Annotated in this window: 18 protein-coding genes; 9 read left to right on the top strand and 9 right to left on the bottom strand. The window is 74.2% G+C overall.

The genetic code is table 11. The annotated features are described in order from the left end of the window. Window positions 1-1536 (top strand): hypothetical protein (locus tag ACXN5W_RS25140; RefSeq protein WP_473160840.1); only part of this gene is annotated, 1536 nt, incomplete at its 5' end. Here the strand turns inward: ACXN5W_RS25140 and ACXN5W_RS25135 are convergent. Further along, window positions 1508-2590 (bottom strand): NAD-dependent epimerase/dehydratase family protein, encoded by a 1083-nt coding sequence (locus tag ACXN5W_RS25135; RefSeq protein WP_473160839.1) that lies wholly within the window; start codon window positions 2588-2590, stop codon window positions 1508-1510. The genes ACXN5W_RS25140 and ACXN5W_RS25135 overlap by 29 nt on opposite strands. Window positions 2591-2702: 112 nt before the next feature. On the opposite strand from ACXN5W_RS25135, the gene ACXN5W_RS25130 reads away from it, so the two are divergent. Beyond that, window positions 2703-3416 carry a response regulator transcription factor gene (locus ACXN5W_RS25130; protein ID WP_473160838.1) on the top strand — a complete coding sequence of 238 codons (714 nt, stop codon included), beginning with the start codon at window positions 2703-2705 and terminating at the stop codon, window positions 3414-3416. Continuing rightward, the gene (locus ACXN5W_RS25125) at window positions 3409-4464 is read left to right on the top strand and encodes a sensor histidine kinase (protein WP_473160837.1); all 1056 of its coding nucleotides are present in this window, start codon (window positions 3409-3411) and stop codon (window positions 4462-4464) included. Before ACXN5W_RS25130 ends, ACXN5W_RS25125 begins: the two co-directional genes overlap by 8 nt. A 233-nt stretch (window positions 4465-4697) precedes the next feature. Here the strand turns inward: ACXN5W_RS25125 and ACXN5W_RS25120 are convergent, their stop codons facing one another. The 3 genes from ACXN5W_RS25120 to ACXN5W_RS25110 all read right to left on the bottom strand — a co-directional run bounded on the left by ACXN5W_RS25120 (window position 4698) and on the right by ACXN5W_RS25110 (window position 10009). After that, the gene (locus ACXN5W_RS25120; RefSeq protein WP_473160836.1) at window positions 4698-7760 is read right to left on the bottom strand and encodes an AfsR/SARP family transcriptional regulator; all 3063 of its coding nucleotides are present in this window, start codon (window positions 7758-7760) and stop codon (window positions 4698-4700) included. Window positions 7761-7997: 237 nt separating this feature from the next. Next, window positions 7998-9311 carry a HAMP domain-containing sensor histidine kinase gene (locus ACXN5W_RS25115; protein WP_473160835.1) on the bottom strand — a complete coding sequence of 438 codons (1314 nt, stop codon included), beginning with the start codon at window positions 9309-9311 and terminating at the stop codon, window positions 7998-8000. After that, entirely contained in the window at window positions 9308-10009 is a 702-nt protein-coding gene (locus ACXN5W_RS25110) for a response regulator transcription factor (RefSeq protein ID WP_473160834.1), read from the bottom strand. Before ACXN5W_RS25110 ends, ACXN5W_RS25115 begins: the two co-directional genes overlap by 4 nt. A 126-nt stretch (window positions 10010-10135) precedes the next feature. Here ACXN5W_RS25110 and ACXN5W_RS25105 point away from each other — a divergent pair, with 126 nt between their 5' ends. Next, the gene (locus tag ACXN5W_RS25105) at window positions 10136-10687 is read left to right on the top strand and encodes a hypothetical protein (RefSeq protein ID WP_473160833.1); all 552 of its coding nucleotides are present in this window, start codon (window positions 10136-10138) and stop codon (window positions 10685-10687) included. Here ACXN5W_RS25105 and ACXN5W_RS25100 read toward each other — a convergent pair. The 3 genes from ACXN5W_RS25100 to ACXN5W_RS25090 all read right to left on the bottom strand — a co-directional run bounded on the left by ACXN5W_RS25100 (window position 10629) and on the right by ACXN5W_RS25090 (window position 13974). Then, complete coding sequence (locus ACXN5W_RS25100; RefSeq protein WP_473160832.1) at window positions 10629-11612, bottom strand: FAD:protein FMN transferase; 984 nt, start codon at window positions 11610-11612, stop codon at window positions 10629-10631. The genes ACXN5W_RS25105 and ACXN5W_RS25100 overlap by 59 nt on opposite strands. A 91-nt stretch (window positions 11613-11703) precedes the next feature. Then, window positions 11704-12285, bottom strand: coding sequence for an FMN-binding protein (locus ACXN5W_RS25095; protein ID WP_473160831.1), 582 nt, complete (start codon window positions 12283-12285; stop codon window positions 11704-11706). 33 nt (window positions 12286-12318) lie between these two features. Beyond that, the gene (locus tag ACXN5W_RS25090) at window positions 12319-13974 is read right to left on the bottom strand and encodes a ferredoxin reductase family protein (protein ID WP_473160830.1); all 1656 of its coding nucleotides are present in this window, start codon (window positions 13972-13974) and stop codon (window positions 12319-12321) included. A 146-nt stretch (window positions 13975-14120) separates the two neighbouring features. Between ACXN5W_RS25090 and ACXN5W_RS25085 the strand changes: the two genes are divergently transcribed. Then, window positions 14121-14819 carry a VOC family protein gene (locus ACXN5W_RS25085; protein WP_473160829.1) on the top strand — a complete coding sequence of 233 codons (699 nt, stop codon included), beginning with the start codon at window positions 14121-14123 and terminating at the stop codon, window positions 14817-14819. Window positions 14820-14897: 78 nt separating this feature from the next. On the opposite strand, the gene ACXN5W_RS25080 is transcribed toward ACXN5W_RS25085, so the two are convergent. Continuing rightward, window positions 14898-15338: a MarR family winged helix-turn-helix transcriptional regulator gene (locus ACXN5W_RS25080; protein ID WP_473160828.1), complete on the bottom strand. Its 441-nt coding sequence runs from the start codon at window positions 15336-15338 to the stop codon at window positions 14898-14900. 77 nt (window positions 15339-15415) lie between these two features. Between ACXN5W_RS25080 and ACXN5W_RS25075 the strand changes: the two genes are divergently transcribed. Next, complete coding sequence (locus ACXN5W_RS25075; RefSeq protein ID WP_473160827.1) at window positions 15416-16264, top strand: alpha/beta fold hydrolase; 849 nt, start codon at window positions 15416-15418, stop codon at window positions 16262-16264. An 86-nt stretch (window positions 16265-16350) separates the two neighbouring features. On the opposite strand, the gene ACXN5W_RS25070 is transcribed toward ACXN5W_RS25075, so the two are convergent. Beyond that, on the bottom strand, window positions 16351-17478 hold the full coding sequence (locus ACXN5W_RS25070) for a peptidoglycan recognition protein family protein (protein ID WP_473160826.1): 1128 nt from the start codon (window positions 17476-17478) through the stop codon (window positions 16351-16353). A 180-nt stretch (window positions 17479-17658) separates the two neighbouring features. Here ACXN5W_RS25070 and ACXN5W_RS25065 point away from each other — a divergent pair, with 180 nt between their 5' ends. From ACXN5W_RS25065 to ACXN5W_RS25055, 3 genes are read left to right on the top strand one after another with little or no spacing between them, the layout of a single operon-like run. Further along, complete coding sequence (locus ACXN5W_RS25065; protein ID WP_473160825.1) at window positions 17659-18396, top strand: TetR/AcrR family transcriptional regulator; 738 nt, start codon at window positions 17659-17661, stop codon at window positions 18394-18396. 47 nt (window positions 18397-18443) lie between these two features. Next, window positions 18444-19400 carry an ABC transporter ATP-binding protein gene (locus tag ACXN5W_RS25060; RefSeq protein ID WP_473160824.1) on the top strand — a complete coding sequence of 319 codons (957 nt, stop codon included), beginning with the start codon at window positions 18444-18446 and terminating at the stop codon, window positions 19398-19400. After that, window positions 19397-20995, top strand: coding sequence for an ABC transporter permease (locus ACXN5W_RS25055; RefSeq protein ID WP_473160823.1), 1599 nt, complete (start codon window positions 19397-19399; stop codon window positions 20993-20995). The genes ACXN5W_RS25060 and ACXN5W_RS25055 overlap by 4 nt, the downstream gene beginning before the upstream one ends. Window positions 20996-21104 lie beyond the last annotated feature (109 nt).

Genomic DNA, 21104 nt, shown 5'->3' with positions numbered 1-21104 from the left:
GTTCCGCCGGACCCGCCCACGACGGGATCAAGCCTGACCGCCCAGAGTGGGCGGGTCCGGCGGAACCCAGCCAGGCGAACCGACCTCGTCGTGCTGGGCCTCGAACTCGGCCTCGTGGTCGTCGCCGCCGTGGTGGGCGCGCTGCTCAACCAGCGCGGGGTCAAGTTGCACGCCGACGCCGCCCCGCTGTACGCGAGCTGGCACCCGCACGTCGGCTGGGGTACCCCGGCCGCGCTGCTGCTGGCCGTCGCCGTCGTCCGGTGGGGTCCGGAGCTGGCCCGGCGCGCGTCGTGGCGCCCACTGCTGGCCGCCGGCTACGGCACGGCGGTGGCCTGGACCCTGGCGCTCGCCCTGGTCGACGGCTGGTCGACCGGGCTGGCCCGGCGACTCACCCCGCAGGCGGAGTACCTGTGGGAGGTGCCGAAGGTCACCGACATCCCGGCGATGCTCGCCGGGTTCGCCGGCCGGATCCTCGATTTCCAGCCGGGCTCCTGGGCCACGCACACCGCCGGGCACCCGCCGGGCGCTTTACTGATCTTCGTCTGGCTCGACCGTGTCGGCCTGGGCGGGGCCGTACCCGCCGCGCTGCTCTGCGTGCTCGTCGGGGCGTCGGTCGCGGTGTCGGTGCCGGTGGCGCTGCGGGCGCTCGGCGACGAGGCGGCGGCCCGGACCGCGTTGCCGTTCCTGGTCCTGCTGCCCGGCGCGGTCTGGGTGGGCGCCTCGGCCGACGGGGTCTTCGCCGGCGTGGTGGCCGCCGGGCTGGCCCTGCTGGCCATGCCGCGCCGGTGGGTCGCCGGGCTCGGCGGGCTGCTGCTCGGCTTCGCCCTGTACCTGTCGTACGGCTTCGTGCTGGTCGGGCCGCTCGCCCTGGCTGTGCTCGCGCTGCGACCCCCGAGCCCGGGTCGGGGCGCGGCCCCGGACCGGGTGGCGATTCCGGATCGGGCCGGTGGCCTGCGGAGGCTGTTCACCGCCGACCGGTGCTGGTCGCTGGGGCTCGCCACGTCGGGCGTGCTGGTCGTGGTGCTGGCGTTCACGCTGGCCGGGTTCGACTGGCTGGAGGGCTACCGGCTGGTGTCGGTCCGCTACGACCAGGGCTGGGCGGCGGACCGCCCGTACGGCTACTGGGTGTGGGCGAACCTGGCCGCGCTGGTCTGCTCGGCCGGGCCGGCGGTCGGACCGGGGCTGCGCCGGGTGCTCGGCGGGCTCCGCCCGGCGGACCGGGCCGGCGGACCGGCCTCGACCCGGCGTCCCGCCCTGGGCCGGCTACGCGCGCCGGACCGAGGTTGGTCGGTCCGGTCGTGGGCGCCGGCCCAGGGTGGGCCGACGACGTGGTTACCGCTCGCCGCCGCGCTGGCCGTGCTGGCCGCGGACGTGTCCGGGCTGTCCAAGGCCGAGGTGGAACGGATCTGGCTGCCGTTCTCGGTCTGGTTGCTGGTCGCGGTCTGCCGGCTGCCCGGGCCCGGCCGCCGGTGGTGGCTGGCCGGGCAGGCACTCACCGCGCTGGCGGTCAACCACCTGCTGCTGACGGTGTCCTGACCCGGGCCGGCTCGCGCAGCGGATCGGTGGCGAACGCCGCCACCCCGGTCGCGAACGGCACCTCGGCGACGAAGCCGAGCCGCCGGGACGCCCGGCCGGGATCGGCCACGACGTGCCGCACGTCCGCCGGGCGGGCCCCGCCGACCACCCGGGGCGCCGGGCCGGCCATGGCGGTGGCCAGGGTCGCCGCCAGCTCACCGACGGTGTGCGGCTCGCCCGAGCAGACGTTGACCGCCTCGAAGCCGTCCGCCGGGCGGTCGGCGCCCAGCGCCAGCAGGTTGGCCCGGGCCACGTCGGTGACGTGGACGAAGTCGCGGCGCTGCCGGCCGTCCTCCAGCACCCGGGGCGGCCGGCCGGCGGCCAGCTCGGAGCGGAAGATCGAGGCAACCCCGGCGTACGGGGTGTCCCGGGGCATCCGTGGCCCGTACACGTTGTGGTAGCGCAACGCCCAGACCGAACCCTCGGTCTGCCGGGCCCAGGCGCCGGCCAGGTGTTCCTGGGCCAGCTTGCTGGCCGCGTACGTGCTGTGCGGGCGCAGCGGCGCGTCCTCGGGTACCAGCTCGGACTCCAGCGTCCTCCCGCAGCGTGGGCAGCCGGGATCGTACCGGCCGGCGGCCAGGTCGGCGGCGCGGCGCGGCGCCGGCGGCACCACCCCGTGCTCGGCGCACCGGTAGCGTCCCTCGCCGTAGACCACCATCGAGCTGGCCAGCACCAGCCGGCGGATCCCGGCGGCGTGCATGGCGGCCAGCAGCACGGCGGTGCCCAGGTCGTTGTGCCCGGCATAGCTCGGCGCGTCGGCGGGGTCGAGCCCGTGGCCCACCATGGCGGCCTGGTGGCAGACCGCGTCGACCCCGCGTAGCGCCTCGGCCAGCCGGTCCGGGTCCCGGACGTCCGCCACCACCAGCGGGTGCCGGGCCGACCAGGCCGGGGCCCGGTCGCCGTGTGCCTCGGGCAGCAGCGCGTCCAGCAGCACGACCTCGTGTCCGGCCGTCACGGCGAGGTCGGCGACATGGGAGCCGATGAATCCGGCTCCACCGGTGATCAGTATTCGCACGTCCTCACGCTAGGTGGGCGGTGACCGGCCCGGGCCGGACCGCCGCGAGCCGTAAGCGACCCGAAAGACTTGGCCGGGCGGCGGGTGGCTTCCGGCTGGCTACGCTGCACTGATGGCGGGAAACGTGGCATCGGCCCGACGAGTGCTGGTGGTGGATGACGACCGGACCGTCAGCGATGTGGTGTGCCGCTACCTGGACCGGGCCGGTTATCTGGTCTCACATGCCGGTGACGGCGCCGCCGCGCTGGCCGCCGTCGAGCGGACGGCGCCGGATCTGGTGGTGCTGGATCTGATGCTGCCCGAGGTCGACGGTCTGGAGGTGTGCCGGCGCCTGCGGGCCCGTTCGGCCACCTTGCCGATCGTCATGCTGACTGCGCTGGGTGACGAGGCGGACCGGATCCTCGGCCTGCAGCTCGGCGCCGACGACTACGTCACGAAGCCGTTCTCGCCCCGCGAGCTGGTGCTGCGGGTCGGCTCGGTGCTGCGGCGGGCCGGCGGTGAACCGGCGGCCGCCGGCCCGGACCTGCTGCGCGACGGCGAGCTGGCGGTGGACGCGGGCCGGCGGGTGGCCCGGCTGCGCGGCGCCGAGCTGGCGCTGACCGGCCGGGAGTTCGACCTGCTGCTTTTCCTGCTCCGGCACCCCGGACGGGCGTTTCGCCGGGCGGAGCTGCTGGACCGGGTGTGGGGCTGGCAGTTCGGCGACCAGTCCACGGTTACGGTCCACGTGCGCCGGCTGCGGGAGAAGGTCGAGGACGATCCGGCCCTTCCGTGCCGGATCGTCACGGTCTGGGGCGTCGGCTACCGATACGAGTACGGCCATGCGTGACCTCGCGCTGATCTTCCTGATGTCCCTGCTCGCCGCCGGGGCGGTGGGGGTGGCGGGCGCGCTGGTGCTGCGGCTGCTGCCGGCGCGGTCGATCACCGTACACCTGGGGGTGCTGCTCGCGGTGACCGTCGCCGCGGTGGTGGCCGGCGTGGTCACGGTGGCCGAGGCGATGTTCCTCTCCGCGCACGACCTGGAGGTCGTGCTGCTCACGGTGACCGCCGCGGCGGCCGTGAGCCTGGCGCTCGGGGTGCTCTCCGGGCGCCGGCTGGCCACCGCGGCCGTCTGGGCCGAGCAGGCCCGGCAGCGGGAACGGCAGCTTGAGAAGGGCCGCCGGGACCTGGTCGCCTGGGTTTCACACGACCTGCGTACGCCGCTGGCCGGCCTGCGGGCCATGGCCGAGGCGCTGGAGGACGGGGTGGTCGACGATCCGGCCACGGTGGCCGAGTACCACCGCCGGGTCCGGGTGGAGTCGGACCGGATGGCCCGGCTGGTGGACGACCTGTTCGAGTTGTCCCGGATCAACGCCGGGGCGCTGCGGCTCGTGCCGTCCGCCGTACCGCTGCGGGAGGTGGTCTCCGACGCGCTGGCCGGGGCCGCCCCGCTGGCCGCGGCCCGCCGGATCAGGCTGGTCGCCGCCGAGTCGGGTTGGCCGGTGGTCACCGCCAGCGAGCCGGAACTGTCCCGGGTGGTGGCGAACCTGCTGCTCAACGCGGTCCGTTACACCCCGGCTGACGGGACCGTACGGGTGGCCGCCGGCCGGGACCGGGACACCGCCTGGCTGTCGGTGGCGGACACCTGCGGCGGCATCCCGCCGGCGGATCTGCCCCGGCTGTTCGACGTGGCCTTCCGGGGCGAACGGGCGCGCACACCGCGCCAGGTCACGGGGCCGGACGGCACACCGAGCCGGGCCGGTGGCGACGCCGTCGCGGCGGGTGGCCTGGGTCTGGCGATCGTGCGCGGGTTGGTCGAGGCGCACGGCGGCCGGGTGGATGTGCAGAACGTCGCCGACGGTTGCCGGTTCGTGGTCCGGCTGCCGGCGGCCGGCTGATCCACCGGAGGTTCCCGTCGGGGTTCGCGCTGGTCCCGCCCGCTACCGGGCCCGGACAGCCGCCTCGCGTCGCCGGGATCTGTCCGGTGCGGCCGTGGGCCGAAGATTGAGCCGGGCGCGCGGGGTCCCGCGCCGCGCGCCCGGGGTCCGGGGCCGCGCTTCGAGCCCGGCCAGGTTTACCCAGCCTGCCCGATGCCGGCCGGCCGATCCTCTCAGTCCGCTCTCAGCGCGCTCTACGATTCGACGTTCTGCCCGCGATCCGATGGCGGAGCCGAACCAACCTCCGACGGCTGAAGCTCCGGGGCACCATCCGACGGCTGAAGTGCCGGACCGCCGTCCGACGGCTGGGCCGACCGGGCGGCCGCGGCCCGGGGGCAGGGGGTGGCGGCGGCCAACCCGCGCAGCGCCCGGTGGCGCTCCTCGACCATGCCGTACCGCTCGCTGATCGTGAGGGCGTCCCGGTAGCACGACCGGGCGGCCTCGGTGCGGTCCAGGCGCAGGAAGAGGTCGCCCAGCCGGCGCAGCGCGATGGCCTCGCCGGGCCCGTCGCCGACCTCCCGGCAGCCGGCCAGCGCCGATCGCAGCTCCGGCAGGGCCCGTTCCGGGCGGCCCTGCCGCAGGTGCAGGTCGCCCAGGTGGCCGAGCGCGATGGCCGCCCCCCGGCGGTAGCCGAGATCCTGACACAGCTCCAGGCTGCGGCGCAGGTGACCCTCCGCCACCCGCATCCGGTCCGCACCGGCGTCCGGCCGGGTGCCGAGCAGCCCGAGACCGCACATCGTGTACGCCTCGCCGAACCGGTCACCGGCCTCACGGAACAGGGCCAGCGCCGTCGTGTAGGCGTGTTCCGCGTCGACCAGCCGCCCGGCCCGGCGGCGCAGCGCCCCGAGGTTGTGCAACGCCTGCGCCTGGCCGACCGGGTCGGCCAGGTCGGTGGCGATCCGCAGCGCGTCGTACAACGCCCGTTCCGCCTCGTCGTTGCGGCGGGCCAGCCGGTACGCCGTGCCGAACGCGCGCAGCACCAGGCTCTCGCCGAACCGGTCACCGCCGGCCCGCATCAGGTCGAGCGCGGCCGTCAGCTGCTCGACCGCCGGATCGATCCGGTCCAGGTTGAGGTCCAGCTCGCCCAGCCCGCGCAGCAGGTACGCCGTACCCCGGCGGTTTCCGGCCGCCTGGCAGGCGGCCAGCGCCACCCGGTGGGTACGTCGCCAGTCGTCGAGGTGCTCCCGCAGTTCGAAGAAGCCGGTCAGGCTGGCCGCCAGCTCCCACGCCTCCTCGTCGAGGCCGGCCGCGGCGGCCCGTTCGACGAGCGCCACCAGCACCGGCCGCTCGGCCTCGAACCAGCCGTGCGCGTCGCCGAGCACGGCGTCGACGGTTGCCTCGGACCACTCGGCGAACCGGGCCGCGCCACCGGGTGTACCGCGCCGGAATCCGGTGGGGATCCGGGAGTCCGCCGTCTCGGCGAGCCGGAGCGCGGCTCCCAGCAACCGGCGGACCGCGCCGCACCGGTCCACCGGCGCCACCGATTCGGCCAGCTCACCGGCGTACGCGGCGACCAGGTCGTGCATCCGGTAGCGGCCCGAACCGGGGTCGGGGTCCACCTCCAGCAGGCGGGCTTCGACCAGCCGCTCGACGATCTCCTCGGCGTCCCGGGCCGGCTCGCCGAGCAGCGGTGCCACCGCCCAGCCCGGCAGGTACGGCAGGTGGGCGGCACCGAGCAGGGGAAACGCCCGGCGTTCCGGCCCGGCGAGGGCGTCGTGGCTGAGCGCCAGGCTGGATCGGACGGCCAGGTCTCCGGCGCACAGCACGTCCAGCCGGGCCCGCTTGTCGGCGAGCTGGTCGGCCAGCCGCCGGACCGGCCAGTGCGGCCGGGCGGCGAGCCGGGCACCGGCGATCCGGATGGCCAGCGGCAGGTTGCCGCAGCGCTCGATGATCCGCCGGCACGACTCGGGGTCCGCGTCGGCGCGCTCGGCGCCCACCGTGCGGCGCAGCAGCGCCAGCGCCTGGTCCGTGCTGAATACCCCGAGGTCCACCTGGTGCACCCCGGGCAGCGCGGCCAGCCGGCGCCGGCTGGTGACCAGCACCGCCACCGGAGCCCCGGCGGCCAGCAGGGGACGGACCTGGGTCTCGTCGGCGGCGTTGTCCAGCAGCACCAGTAGCCGGCGGCCGGCGACCCGGTCCCGGAACAGCGCGGCCCGTTCGTCGCGGTCGACCGGAAACCGCCGCGGGTCCTCGCCGAGGGCCCGCAGGAACCGGGCCAGTACCTCGTCGGGTTCGACCGGACCGCACTCCCCGCGCAGGTCGGCGAAGAGCTGCCCGTCCGGGAAGTGGTCCTGGATGGCGTGCGCCACGTGGACGGCGAGGGCCGTCTTGCCGCTGCCCGCCGTGCCGGACACCACCACCACGACCGGTGGTCCGGACCGGGACGGTGCCGCGAGCCGCTCGGCCAGCTCGGTCACCACGTCGTCCCGGGCGACGAAGTCGGCCACGTCGGCGGGCAGCTGGGACACCGTCGGCGGGGGCGGCACGGCGGTCCGGTCGACGGCCGCGAGCACCGGGTCGGCCGCCAGGATCCGCGCGTGCAGGCGTTGCAGCGCCGGGCCTGGTTCCAGGCCGAGCTGCTCGACCAGCGCCGCCCGGCCCTGCCGGAACACCGCCAGCGCGTCGGCGCGCCGGCCGGCTCGATAGAGCGCCAGCATCAGCCGTTCGAGCAGCTCCTCCTGCAACGGTTCGGCGCGTACCCGTCCGTACAGCCGGGGGAGCAGTTCCGCGTGCCGGCCGAGGGCCAGCTCGACGTCGATGTGTTCGCGCTCGACCCGTAGCCGCCGCTCGGTGAGTTCCACGATCGCGGTGACCACGCCACAGCCGTGCGGGTCGCCCGGCAGGTCGACGTCGGCCAGCACCGGTCCGCGCCACAGGGCCAGCGCCGCGGCGTACCGTTCGGCCGCCGCCTCGGGTCGCCCGGCCGCGGCCAGGGCCGCCGCCTCGGCCGCCCGGGTGGCGAAGACCTCGGCGTCCAACTCGCCGGGCCGGACGGTGAGCTGGTACCCGCCGGGGCGGGTGACGATGGCGTCGCCCAGTACGGTCCGGAGCCGCCAGATGAGGGTCTGCAACTGGCCCACCGCGGTGTCCGGCGGCTGGTCTCCCCACAGCCCGGCGAGCAGCGCGTCGATGCCGGTGCCCCGGTTGGCGTGGGCGAGCAGGACGGCCAGGACGGCCCGCTGCCGGCGGCTGCGGAGCGGCACGGGCCGGTCGACGGTGCCGACCTCCAGGGGGCCGAGGATCCGCAGCTGCGTCATTGCGGGTTCACGCTATCACCGGATAGACCGGAGTGAACCGGTCACGCGGACCGGCGGCGACCAGCCGACCGGCCAGTCCACGTCGGTCGAAAGTGGACGGTGAGGTGCCCGCTCGGCGATCACCCGTCGCGAATCGGCGGGACCACCGGCCAGCCGCCGGGCATCAACCGCCGCGTCGCCGCCCACCGGACCGCCACCCACCGCGCCGCTCGACCTCGACGCCGCCAAGGTCGGGCATCAACCGCCGCGTCGCCACCCACCGGACCGCTCGACCTCGACGCCACCCAGGTCGAGCACGAGCACGGCGCCGCCGCCCGGATTGGGTTCGGCCGACAACCCGCCGCCGGACCCGGTGGCGGTCCGGGCCGCGATGTCCAGCCCCAGGCCAGTGGATCCCCCGCCGCTACGGCCGCGCCGCGCCGGCAGCCCGGCCGGCAGCCCCGGACCGCGATCGGCGATCTCCACCCGGGCACCGCCGTCCGGACGCCGGGACAGCCGTACGGCGAAGCCGGCCCCCTCGGGCGTGTGCGCGAAGACGTTGTCCAGCAGCGCGTCCACGGCCGCGCCGAGGGCGTCCGCGGTGAGCCGTACCGGAATCGGTCCGGGCGCCAGCTCGACAGTCACCGCCCGCTGCTCCTCGTCGGCGAGCGCCCACCAGAAGTCCACCCGCTCGGCCAGCACCCGGGCCGCGTCGCACCGCCCACCGGTCCCGGCCGGTCCGGCCGGCCCCCGGGCGGTCCGGATGATCTCGTCGACCGACCCTTCCAACGCCGCCACGTCGGCGAGCACCCGGGACCGGTCGGCGCCGTCGGGCAGACCCTCGACGTCGATCCGCAGCGCGGTCAGCGGCGTCCGCAGCCGGTGCGACAGGTCCGCGACGTGCTCCCGCTCCCGCACCAGCAACTCGCCGACCCGGCCCGCCAGCAGGTTCAGCCCGACGCCGACCGCGCGCACCTCGGCCGGCCCGTCGGTCGCGGCCCGGCTGTCCAGGTGGCCGGCCGCCATCCGATGGGACACCGCCGCCACCTCGGCGAGCGGCCGGACGAAACTGCGGGCGAGCTGGTCGGCCACCAGCACGCTGACCAGGACCAGTCCGACGCCGAGCAGGCCGAGCACCGTCCACGCCCGGGTGACCCCCCGGTGGAGTTCCGCGTCCGGTACGACGGTGCGCAGCACCGCCGTACCGTCGGGCAACCCGGCCACCGCCACCAGGATCTCCCGTCCTCCGGGGACGTCGGTGGCGACGCTGCGGCCGGCGGCCGCCCGGTCCACGGCGCCGGACCGGTCGGCCGGGGCACCGAGCACGGTGCCGTCGGGCAGGAAGACGGTGACCGGATGCGGGTTCACCGCGTTGACCCGTTCGACCGTGGCCGCCAGGGTGTCCTGGTCGGTCGAGGCGACCAGCGGCGCCAGCGCCTGGGTCTCCACCGCGGCCGAGCTGACCGCGCGGTCGGCCGCGGACGACCGGACCAGCATCGCCAACGGCACCAGGAAGGCCACCACCACCAGCAGGCTGGTCGCGGTGACCAACATGATCAACCGGCCTCTCATGGCCGGTCGCGCTCCACCGGCTCACCGGCGGTGAGCTTGACCCCGACCCCGCGCAGGGTGTGCAGGTACCGGGGCCGCCGGGCGTCGTCGCCCAGCTTGCGGCGCAGCCAGGACAGGTGGACGTCGACGGTCTTGTCGGCGCCGCCGGTCGGCTGCCGCCAGACGTGCCGCAGCAGCTCCTGTTTGGTCACCACGGTCCCGGCCCGGGTGGCGAGGTAGCCGAGCAGGTCGAATTCGCGTGGCGTCAGCTCCACCCGCCGGCCGTCGACGCTGACCTGCCGGGTGGCGAGATCGATCCGGAGCCCACCGAGGGCGATCGGAACAGCCGTGGGATCGGTGCCGGCGCGCCGCAGCACCGCCCGGATCCGGGCGTCCAGGTGGGCCGCGCCGAACGGCTTGCACACGTAGTCGTCCGCGCCGTGGTGCAGCGCGCCGACGATCGCCGGCTCGTCGTCGCGGGCGGTCGCCACCACCACGGGCGTGTCGCTGACCGAGCGCAACATCCGCAGCATCTCGACGCCGTCGATGTCGGGCAGGCCCAGGTCCAGTACCACCAGGTCCACCGGGTCCCGGTGCGCCATGGCCAGCCCGGTGAGCCCGTCGGCGGCGTGCAGCACCACGTGCCCCAGCTCGGTCAGCGCCCGGATCAACGCGCGCCGGATCTCCGGGTCGTCCTCGACGAGCAGCAGCCTGGCCACCCGGACACGCTAACCGGCCCGCGGCGGGCGGCGCCCACCCGGCCGCCGTCGCCCCGCCGGTTACCGGCAGAGACATCTAAGCGGCTCTTAACCTGCGGTTAGGGCACCGTGTGCAATCGTGGGCCGATGCCCGGACCGCTGCGCCACACCGCGACGAACCTGGTCGCCTGGCTCATCGGCGCCGCCGTGTCGGTCGCCGTCGGCGTGCTGGCGCTGGGCCGGGTGGACGACGGTCTGGCCACCGCCGGGGTGCAGCCGCTGAGCCCCGACTCGGTGACCCGGGTGCTGCCGGACGCCCCGTCGGCCGCCGCGCCGCCGGGGCGCGGCCCGACCCCGGCGGGCGGCCCGGACCGCCGACCGCCGTCCCCGACCCCGCACCGGTCGAGCCCGGCCGACCCGCCCCGGTCCGCCGAGCGGACGTTCACGGCCCGGGGCGGTTCGATAGTCGCCCGCTGCGTGCAGGCCCAGGCGTACCTCGTCTCGTGGAGTCCGAATCCGGGCTACCACACGGAGGACGTCGAGCGCGGCCCGGACAGCGCGGTCGGGCTCGCCTTCGAGGGCGCCAGGACGGAGGTACGGATCGGGCTGCGCTGTGTCACCGGTGTCCCGCAGGCGACGATCACCCAGCGGGACCGCTCGGCGGCGGAGGAAGAGGACGAGCACCATCGCCCGCGCTGAGCGATCCGCCGCCGTCCCCGTCGTCCCTGCCGTCTCCGCCGTCCCGGCCGTCTCCGTCGTCCCGGCCGTCTCCGTCGTCCCGGCCGTCTCCGTCGTCCCTGCCGTCTCCGTCGTCCCTGCCGGCTCCGTCGTCCCTGCCGGCTCCGTCGTCCTCGTCGTCCTCGCCGTCGGCCGCCAGGGGCAGACCGGGTGAGCTGAAGCCGGCCAGGTCGTCGTCGATCGCCCCGACCTCGTACCCGGGAAGTTCGGCCAGCCAGCGCAGCCCGGCGCGGCCCATCGCCAGACCGGCCGTCGCGTACGCGTCGGCCACCCCCAGGTCCGGGCCGGTCACCGTGACCGAGCTGAGCCCGACCGCCGGTACGCCCCGACGCGGGTCGATGACGTGCCGCCCCCGCTCGTACGTCCCCGAGGTGGCTATCGCCAGGTCGGTGGCCGCCAGCACCCACACCACCCGGTCGGGCTGGACCGGGTGCCGGACACCGATCCGCCACGGCTCACCGGGTCGGGGACCGCCCCGGGCCCGGATGTCCCCGCCCGCGTTGATCCAGTGCGCCGAGCTGCCAGCCGCGAGCAGCCGGTCCGAGGCGACCTGCACCGACCAGCCCTTGACGTACCCGGAGGGGTCGAACCGGCCCGTGGCGTAGACGTCGAAGTAGCCGTCGGTGGCCGCCCACAGGTCGGCGCACGCCTCGACCACGTGCCGCAGGTCGGCCGAACACTCGGCGAGGGTCAGCTCGCCCCGGTGGAACCGGTTGACCTCGCTGTCGTCCCGGTAGGTGCTGAACCGCCGGTCCACCGCACGAAGCCAGGCAAAGGTCTCCTCGGCCAGCTCGGCCAACCGCTCGGGTGGCAGCGGGTCGCTGATCTGGAGGCTGATCGCCGTACCCATGATCTGTTCGACCCGGCGCAGCCCCGTCGCTGGCATGTCTCAGGCCCTCCCGGTCGGCGACGCGCCCCCGGCGCCGCCGGTCGACGCCACTTCCGGCCTCATCCCGGCCGCCGGTCGGCGGCGGGTGTCAGGCTTTCGCCTTGTCCAGCGCCGACTGCAACGAGGACCGGTACGCGGTGCTGGTCAGCGTCGCGCCGCTGACGGTGGAGATGTTCGCACTGGTCTTCGCGGTGACCGCGTTCGCGTTCAGCGTCGGCACGGCGCGCTCGTTGATCTGTCTGCTGGTCGGCTGGTCCGTGGGGTACGTGGCGCTGGCCCTGCTCACCACCCCGCCGGACACGGTGATCGTCACCCGCACCGTACCGTAGTCGTGGGTGAACCCGGCGCCGGTGAAGGTGCCGTTGTGCAGCCCACCGGTCGGCGGCTTCGCCGCGGTGGTGGCCCTGGTCCCGTTCGCCGTGTTGCCACGGCTGGCCGGTGGGCTGGCCGTCCGGCCGCCCGCCGGGGCGGCCTTCGTCGGCGGTTTCCCGCCGGCGCTCGGCGTGGGCCGGCCCGGTTCGGCCGACGCGGTGGGCTCGTCGGCTCCGGCGACACCCGCGGTGTCCACCGTGACCTGGGCGTCGTTGCGCGTCGGTTGGCCGAGCTTGGCGCCGATCAACAGCGACGTGCCGATGGTGGTGCCGAGCAGGGCGAAGACTGCGCGACGCACGGGGATTACCTCCGAGGTGGGGATTCGAAAGGATCAGAATTCGAACGGGTCGAGGTGGATCTGGCGGCGGGGCACCCGCAGCCGGCGCAGGGCCTTGACCGACGTGTCGATGAGACCGGGCGGCCCGCACAGGAAGACGTCCCGGTGGCGGACGTCGGAAACCAGCTCCCGCATGCCCTTCGGGGTGAACAGATAGCGCGGCGCCGCCTCGTCGCGGGAGCCGAGCACGTACCAGACCTGCGCCTCGCGCTCCCGGGCCAGCCAGTCCAGCTCCTCCCGGAACAGCAGCTCCTCCTCGCTGCGGGCGCGGTAGATCACCACGGTCTGCGCCGGCAGCTCCTCCAGCAGGGCGCGGATCGGCGCGATCCCGCTGCCGCCGGCGATCAGCAGCGCCCGGGGCCGGCGGCGACGCTCGGCGGTGAACACCCCGGACGGGCCCTCCGCGAAGATCCGGACGCCGCGCCGCAGCCCCCGCAGCCGCTCGGTGTGGTCGCCGACCACCTTGATGGTGAGCCGGAGGAAGTGCTCGTTGGGCGCGGCCGAGAGCGAGAACGGGTGCGCCTGCCACCAGCAGCCGAGGGTCAGGAAGCGCCAGCGGAAGTACTGCCCGGCGCGGGCGTTCAGCCCTTCCAGCCGGCGACCGGCGATGTAGACCGAGATCATGTCCGGTCCCTCGGGGATCACCCGCTCCACCCGCAGCCGGTGCCGCAGGTTGAACCAGGCGGGGAAGAGGATCCGCCCCCAGACCAGGCAGAGCACGACGAAGACGTACAGGCCCACCCAGTACCACTTCGCGAAGCCGCCCCGGGACAGCTCCTGCCCGGTGGCGAACTGGTGCCCGTAGCCGAGCAGCAGGATCAGGTAGCTGCTCAGGTGCAGGAAGTACCACAGCTCGTACGGCATCCGGCGGCGGACGGCCCGGATCGCGAGCAGGCTGATCCCGACCAGGATGCCGGTCGCGACGGTGGCGCTGACCATGTCCTCGGCCGTCGTGATCAACGACCACGTCGCGGGCACCACCGGCTGGGCGGCCAGCCGGGCGTAGCCGACCGCGATCAGCACGACGTGCGCGAGGATCATGAACAGCAGCGCGCCGCCGAGTTCCCGGTGCCAGATCAGCAGCGAGTGCGCGCCGATCCAGCGTTCGAGCCAGCGCACCCGGCTCATCAGCAGCACCTGGGTCAGCAGCAGGAAGCCACCGATCATCCCGGTGAGCCGGCCGCCGGCGATGGCCATGTCGGTGACGCTGCGGATCGAACCGGAGTCGGTGTTCAGCCACCACAGCTCGACGCTGGTGGCCAACGCGCACCAGAACACGATGTGGAACAGCAGCCGGCCGCTGCGGTCGTACACCTCGGGGGCGTCGATCTCCCGGTGCTGCGCCGGCCGGGGCCGGTACTCCTCCTTGACCCGGTAGGCCCGCTCGGTGCCGCGCTGGCCGTCGGCCGGGCGCGGGCCGCGGCCCCGCGCCGGCTCCTGCCAGCGGGCCGCCTCCTGCTCCCGGCGCCCCCGGTCCGGACCGTACGCCTCGTCGTCCCGCCGCCGGACGTCCCCGAGCTGTATTTCGTCCCGGCGGAGTGGCTCGCCCGCCGACTCACCTCCGGGGTCCGCCAGGGTCCCGCCGGGGATGACACGTAGGTCACTCACCCAGTCGGTCAACGGCTCCCTCGTCGCGACGTCCCGATCCACGTCGACAGGTGTACCGGTCGGTCACCGGCCGGCGCCACAGGCATTCACGTTCTTTGCCGACACTTAAGGCTGGCTTCGCTGCCGGATAAGCCCGTCCGCCGGACGGTCACCCCGCGCACCCGGACGGTCGCCGGCATGATGAACCGATGACGCTCGCCAGCTTCAAGGATCTCTGTATGGACGCCGCGGACACCTGGGTACAGGCCCGGTTCTGGGCGGCTGCGCTGGACGGTCACGTCGTCGACCTCGGCGACGGCACCGCCCGGGTGGACCTCGGCCCGGCGGCGGGGCATGACTCGATCTGGGTGGATCCGGTTCCCGAGCCGCGGACCGGCAAGACCCGGGTCCATCTCGACCTGCGGCTCGCCGGCCCCGATCCGACGCCCCTGCTCACCGTCGGCGCCACCGTGGTACGCGAGCCGGGTGCCGACCCGTGGTGGGTGCTGGCCGACCCGGACGGCAACGAGTTCTGCGCGTTCCCGCCGACGGAGGGCGAGCGGTCACGTACCGGGCCGTTCGAGCTGGTGGTCGACTGCCGGGAGGCCCGGGCCCAGGCCCGGTGGTGGGCCTCGGTGCTGGGTGGCCGGGTCGAAGCGGAGGGCAAGGCGGCGTACGTGGTCGGCGCCGCCGGCTTCCCGTGGGATTATCTGGTCTTCGCGCCGGTGCCGGAGGGCAAGACGGTGAAGAACCGGGTCCACTGGGACGTCGACCTGGCCGGCCCGGAGGTGACCCCGCTGCTCGACGCCGGGGCCACGTTGCGCCGGGAACGCGGCGGTGACATCTCCTGGTGGGTGCTGGCCGACCCGGAGGACAACGAGTTCTGCGCCTTCGCGCCCCGGCGCTGACCCGCCCCAGCAGACCGGGACCGGAGTTGGTCCGCCCGCCAACCGACCCGTCGCTGAACCGGCTGGCCCTGCCCGATCTCACGGGGATGTTCGGGGGGCGAGCCGGCGGCCCAGCTCCGCGAGCATCGCCACGGTCTCCCCGACCTGATCCGCCCGTTCGGCCCCCAGGGCGGTCGCCACCGCCGCGTCGATGGTGCTGGTCGCCACCGTCCGCTGTCGCTCGGACGGCTTCTCGGCCGGTCGGACCAGTGAGCGGCGCCGGTCCCGAGGGTCGGTGGCCAATTCGACGGCGCCCGCCTCGCGCAGCCGGGCCACCGCGTTGGACACGGCGCTCTGCGGCAGCCCGGCCCGGCGGGCGATCTCGCCGACGGCGCTCTCCCCGTGCTGTTCGAGGTCGGCGATGACAAGCAGTACGGCGCGGTGGCCGCCCGGGTATTCCGGCAGCCCCTCGGTCGGCAGTGCCGCCTCACCGATCCGCATCAGCGTCCGACCCAGCCGGAACAGGTCCACTCCGTTCATGACGCCGAGAATAGCATCACTCTTGATGCATCATTTTTGATGCATTACGGTTGGGACAGCCTACCGAGGAGATCGTCATGTCGCTCCGGTCCGATGTCCTGCCCGTCCCCGGCGCCGACCTCTACCACGAGGTTCGCGGCACCGGCCCCGTGTTACTGGTCGCCACCAGCGGCGAAGGGAACGCCAACCAACTGGACCAGCTCGTCGACCGGCTGACCGACCGGTTCACGGTCGTCACGTACGACCGCCGCGGCCTGCACCGCAGCATCCTGCGGGACACCCGCGCGCCGATCAGCCTCGCCGACCACGCCGACGACGCCCGGCGGCTGCTCGACACCGTGACCGACCGTCCGGCGGCGATGCTCGGGTGCAGCACCGGCGCGGCGATCGGGTTGCACCTGATGAGCCGGCACCCGGACGCGCTGTCCGTGCTGGTGGCACACGAGCCACCGGTACCCTCGCTGCTTCCGCCGGCCGAGCGGGACGACGCCCGGCGGGTGCTGACCGGCCTGCACGCGACCTTCCGGCGCGAGGGTTGGCTGCCGGCCGTCCGGATCATGGCGGCCGAACTCGGCATCGACCCCGCGACCCAGGAGGTGGAGCCCGACGCCGTCCTCGCCCCGATCACCCTCGACCGCGCCGCCGGATTCGCCTTCCTGCTCGACCGGGAGATCCCCGCGCTCGCCGGGACGACACTGGAACCGGCGGCGCTGCGCGCCGCCCGCACCCGGGTGGTGCCGGCCCACGGCGCCACCACGCCGCCCACGGTGTTCGACCGCCGATGCGCGGCGGAACTGGCCGCACTGCTCGGCGCACCGCTGGTCGAGTTCCCGGGCGGGCACAACGGCAGCCTCACCCACCCGCGCGCGTTCGCCGACCGGCTGCTGGGCGTGCTGGCCACCACTGGCGTCAGCACCCCGGGCTGAGCGCAGGGTTGCGAAGGCTCAGCGAGCCTTGGCGAACCCTCTCCCGAGGTCACGGCGCGCGGCCGGTCGGCAGGGGGCCCTTCCTTTCACCGGAGGGACTGCCGGACGATGCCGCCGACGATCGCGCACCAGGTGTCGGTGCCGACCTTGCCGTTCGGGGTGAGGCCCTGCAGCCGTTGGAGGTCCTGCACCGCCTTCATGGTCGGGTGGTCGTACGTGCCGGTGATGGCGACGTCCAGGTATCCCTTGTGGTTCAGGAGGTACTGCACGGCCTGCACGGGCAGGCCGGTGGCGTCCTTCGCCAGCTCGGGCGCCAGGCTCTCCCAGGTGGGTCCGGTGAGCGTGGCGTCCACGTCCACCGGCAGCCCCTGACTCGCCTGCCAGGACTGCACCGCCGTCACGGTGGCGGCGTCGAAGACCCCGGTGAGCGGTACGACGTACCCGTGGAAGGCCAGCAGGTACTGCGCCACCCGGACCACCGGGCCGCCGACGAACCGCCAGATGTCCGGCCAGCGGCGGGCCGGGATGTCTTCCGGCCGGGTGCCGAGTTCGGTGGCGATCCGCCGGCGCACCTCGGGGAACAGCCGGTAGAAGGCCGCCCCCGGGCATTCGGTCTCGCGGAAGTCCCAGTGCCCGAAGACGTCGTGCGCGTGCAGCCCGTACTGCCGGCACACGGTGACGCAGAGCCGGACGAGCGAGTCGAGCAGCGCGGCTGGTGGCAGCTCGGTGACGTACGTGCCCTCGTTCTCGATCCCGATGGCGTTGCCGTTCTCGCCGGGGCAGTGCGCGGCGATCACCTGGTGCTCCCCGCCGGCCAGCGCGGCCAGGCTGCCGTGCCGGCCCTCCAGCACGTACCCGCCGCGGCTGACCGTGAAGTGTTGCCCGGTGTCGGCCCAACCGTTGGTGTCCAGGTGCAGGTTCTGGCAGTCCCGGGCGAGTTGGCGGGCGTGCTCCGGCGAGTAGTCGGTGACGTTCGGGAACGCCATGTGATGCAGGATGATCTTGTTGGTGACGTTGCCGCTGAGCTGGATGGCACTGGCCGGTGGCCGGGCACCCCACTGATCACAGTCGATGATCCAGGACAGGTCCGCGCCGGGCGACGCGGCCACCGCCGTCCCGGCCGGGACCAGTTGGCCACCGACCACGGCGAGGGCCACGCCGCCGAGGCCGGCCCGCAGGAGGGTACGTCGATCAAGCTCGGACGGAACGGACATGGCGTCACTCCTCCACGCGGCCGACATCGATGTAAAAGACCTACGACCGGTCTTGTTTCAGCGAAGGATATTGCCGAGTGACCCGGAGCACCAGCCCTTGCCGGCCGACTATACAAGCGTATAGTCGGCTGTTGGGTCGGATAGCCAGCAACACAGACAGATAGGCGGTACGACGGCGTGGTGACTACGCGGCCGGTGGGTGACCCGGCCTTCGAGGACCTGACGGCTCGGGCGCGGATGCGGGACGCGGCACTGCGACTGTTCGCCGAGCGGGGCATCGAGGCCACCACCATCCGGGACATCGCGGCCGCCGCCGGGGTGTCCCCCGGTCTGGTCCGGCACCACTTCGGGTCCAAGGCCGCGCTGCGCGACGCCTGCGACACGTACGCGATGGAGCAGGTCGACCGGCTCCGGGCGGAGATGTTCGACCGGGGCGGGATGGCCGACCCGACCTTCCTCGGCGCGCTTCATCCCACCGCCCGGCTGCTGCAGAACTACCTCGCCCGGTCCCTGATGGACGGCTCCGAGACCGCCATCGCCCGGTTCGACCAGATGGTGGAGAACGGCGAACGCTGGATGCTCGACCACGGGTACGGCGCCAAGGCGCGCGACCCGCGAGCCATGACCGCGGTCATCGGGCTGATGAAGCTCGGTGTGTTCGTCATGCGGGACCACCTGTCCCGAGTCCTCGGCGTCGACGTGAACACCACCGAGGGCTACCTCCGGATGATGCGCGGCTTCGTGGACATGTCCGCCCAGCCGTTGCTCACCCCCGAGCAGGCCGAGCAACTGCACGCCGCGCTGGACCAGTTGGAGGCCCAGCCCGAATCCGGCACAGACCACGGCGCCCAACGCGCCGCGACAGACGACGGCGCGCAGAGCGCCGCGACAGACGACGGCGCGCAGAGCGCCGCCTGAGCGTCGCGGTGCGCCCGCGCCGCGACCGTCCTGGGAAGGAACTGACCATGACCGAGGCGATCAGCATTGATGGCCTGGTCAAGACGTTCGGGCGCACCCGCGCCCTGGACGGCCTCGACCTGACAGTCCACACCGGAGAGGCACACGGTTTCCTCGGCCCCAACGGCGCCGGCAAGAGCACCACCCTGCGGGTCCTGCTCGGGCTGCTGCGCCCCGACTCCGGCACCGTCCGGCTGCTCGGCGGGGACCCCTGGGCCGACGCCACGGCGCTGCACCGGCGGCTGGCGTACGTCCCCGGCGACGTGACGCTGTGGCCGAACCTGTCCGGCGGCGAGGTGATCGACCTGCTGGGCCGGCTGCGCGGCGGGCTCAACAAGCAGCGCCGTGCCGAGCTGCTGGAACGCTTCGACCTGGACCCCCGGAAGAAGGGCCGGACCTATTCCAAGGGCAACCGGCAGAAGGTGGCGCTGGTCGCGGCGTTCGCCTCCGACGTGGAGCTGCTGCTGCTGGACGAGCCGACCTCGGGACTCGACCCGCTGATGGAGGACGTGTTCCGGCAGGTCGTCCGGGAGGAGCTGGAGCGCGGCGACCGGACGGTGCTGCTGTCCAGCCACATCCTGTCCGAGGTGGAGGCGCTCTGCGACCGGCTGACCATCATCCGTGACGGCCGGTCGGTGGAGACCGGCACCCTGACCGAGCTGCGTCACCTGACCCGGACCAACATCCAGGCCGAGCTGGCCGGTCCGGTCGACGGCCTGGCCGACCTGCCGGGCGTACACGACCTGCGGGCGCAGCACGGCCGGGTGTCCTTCGATGTCGACACCGAGGGTCTGGACAACGCGCTGCGGCACCTCACCCAGGTGGGTGTGCGCAGCCTGGTCAGCCAGCCGCCCACCCTGGAGGAGCTGTTCCTGCGGCACTACGACCGTGGCGGCGAACGCCCGGACCGCGGTGCGGAGCGGTCGGGCCGCGGCGGCGAACGCCCGGCGGAGGTGGCCCGATGACCGGGACCGGAAAGTTGATCCGGCTGATCCTGCGGCGCGACCGGATCGTCATGCCGATCTGGGTGCTGATCATCGGCCTGCTGCCGTCGACGTACGTGGCCTCGTTCCGCGGCCTGTTTCCGACCGAGCCCGAGCTGCGGCACTACGCCGACACCAGCATGAACTCCTCCACGATGGTCGCCCTGTACGGCCGGCTCACCGGGGCCAGCCTGGGCGAACTCGCCGGCTGGCGGGCCGGGTTCATCCCCGTCGTGATCGGCCTGATCAGCCTGCTGACCGTCATCCGGCACACCCGCACCGAGGAGGAGGCCGGGCGGCGGGAGCTGATCGGCTCGACGGTGGTGGGTCGGCACGCCGGCCTGGCCGCCGCGCTCATCACCACCTGCGCGGCCAACCTGGTACTGGCGCTCGTCGTCACGGTCAGCACGGCCGGCCAGCACGTACCGGCCGGTGGAGCACTGGCCCTCGGTCTGGAGTTCGCGATGGCCGGCTGGATCTTCGCAGCCGTCGGCGCGGTGGCGGCGCAGTTCACCACCGGCGCCGGCCCGGCCCGGGGGATCGCGCTGATCGTGCTCGGCGTCGCCTTCGTGCTGCGGATGGCCGGCGACCTGAGCGGCATGTCGGGCGGCTCGCTGTCCTGGCTGTCCTGGCTGTCCCCGATCGGCCTGAGCATGCGGATCAACCCGTTCGGTGGCGACCGCTGGTGGGTGGTTGTCGTCGCGCTCGCCGTCACCGGGCTGCTGTGGGCGGTCGCCGTGGTCCTGTCCGGCCGGCGCGACGTCGGCGCCGGCCTGTTGCCGGATCGGCTCGGCCCGCCCGCGGCACCGGCGGGGCTGGGTTCACCCCTCGCCCTGGCCTGGCGGCTGCACCGCGGCCTGCTGGTCAGCTGGGCGGCCGGCTTCGCCGTGCTCGGCCTGGTCTTCGGCAGCCTCACCAACAGCATCCAGGACATGGTCAGCGGCAACACGCAGATGGCGGAGACGATCGCCCGGTTGGGCGGCACGAGCGGTCTGGTCGACGCGTACCTGGTCTCCGCCATGGGCATCCTCGGCCTGATCGCGGCGGGGTACGCGATCCAGGCGACCCTCCGGCTACGCGCCGAGGAGGCCGGCGGGCGGGCCGAGCCGGTGCTCGGTACGGCGGTGAGCCGGCTCGGCTGGGCCGCCAGCCACCTGTTGTTCTCGCTGCTCGGTCCCGCCGTGGTGCTTGCCGTGGCCGGGCTGACCAGTGGGCTCTCGGCCGGGGCGGTCGAGCACGACGTGGCCGGCACGCTGCCCCGGGTGCTCGGCGGCGCGCTGGTGCAACTGCCCGCCGTCTGGGTGCTGGCGGCGATCGCGGTGGCGCTCTTCGGTTTCGCCCCGCGACTGGCTCCGGTCGCCTGGGGGGCGCTGGCCGTCTGCCTGCTGATCAACATGGTGGGCAGCGTGCTCCAGCTCAACCAGCGCCTGCTGGACGTGTCCCCGTTCACCCACGTACCCAAGGTGCCCGGATCCGACCTGTCGGTCGTGCCGCTGGCCTGGCTGCTCGTGGTGGCCGCGGTGCTCTGGGCCGTTGGCCTGGTCGGCCTGCGCCGCCGCGACATCCCGGTCGGCTGACCCCGCCCGGCCCTGGTTGATCATGGGCTCTACCGCGACAAACCCGCCCGTCGAAGAACGCGGTAACGCCCATGATCGACCCGGCAGGGGGCCGTGACGGGGAAAGGAC

This window comes from Plantactinospora sp. A48, assembly GCF_055793945.1.
The sequence above is the reverse complement of the archived record's forward strand: the minus strand, read 5'-3'. Positions and strand labels throughout refer to the sequence as shown.

Coding starts and splice junctions, on each gene's coding strand:
- ACXN5W_RS25115 (WP_473160835.1), bottom strand. CDS start 9,311: ATGAGAGGCCGGTTGATCATGTTGGTCACCGCGACCAGCCTGCTGGTG.
- ACXN5W_RS25125 (WP_473160837.1), top strand. CDS start 3,409: ATGCGTGACCTCGCGCTGATCTTCCTGATGTCCCTGCTCGCCGCCGGG.
- ACXN5W_RS25060 (WP_473160824.1), top strand. CDS start 18,444: ATGACCGAGGCGATCAGCATTGATGGCCTGGTCAAGACGTTCGGGCGC.
- ACXN5W_RS25105 (WP_473160833.1), top strand. CDS start 10,136: ATGCCCGGACCGCTGCGCCACACCGCGACGAACCTGGTCGCCTGGCTC.
- ACXN5W_RS25120 (WP_473160836.1), bottom strand. CDS start 7,760: ATGACGCAGCTGCGGATCCTCGGCCCCCTGGAGGTCGGCACCGTCGAC.
- ACXN5W_RS25075 (WP_473160827.1), top strand. CDS start 15,416: ATGTCGCTCCGGTCCGATGTCCTGCCCGTCCCCGGCGCCGACCTCTAC.
- ACXN5W_RS25080 (WP_473160828.1), bottom strand. CDS start 15,338: ATGAACGGAGTGGACCTGTTCCGGCTGGGTCGGACGCTGATGCGGATC.
- ACXN5W_RS25070 (WP_473160826.1), bottom strand. CDS start 17,478: ATGTCCGTTCCGTCCGAGCTTGATCGACGTACCCTCCTGCGGGCCGGC.
- ACXN5W_RS25100 (WP_473160832.1), bottom strand. CDS start 11,612: ATGCCAGCGACGGGGCTGCGCCGGGTCGAACAGATCATGGGTACGGCG.
- ACXN5W_RS25055 (WP_473160823.1), top strand. CDS start 19,397: ATGACCGGGACCGGAAAGTTGATCCGGCTGATCCTGCGGCGCGACCGG.
- ACXN5W_RS25085 (WP_473160829.1), top strand. CDS start 14,121: ATGACGCTCGCCAGCTTCAAGGATCTCTGTATGGACGCCGCGGACACC.
- ACXN5W_RS25130 (WP_473160838.1), top strand. CDS start 2,703: ATGGCGGGAAACGTGGCATCGGCCCGACGAGTGCTGGTGGTGGATGAC.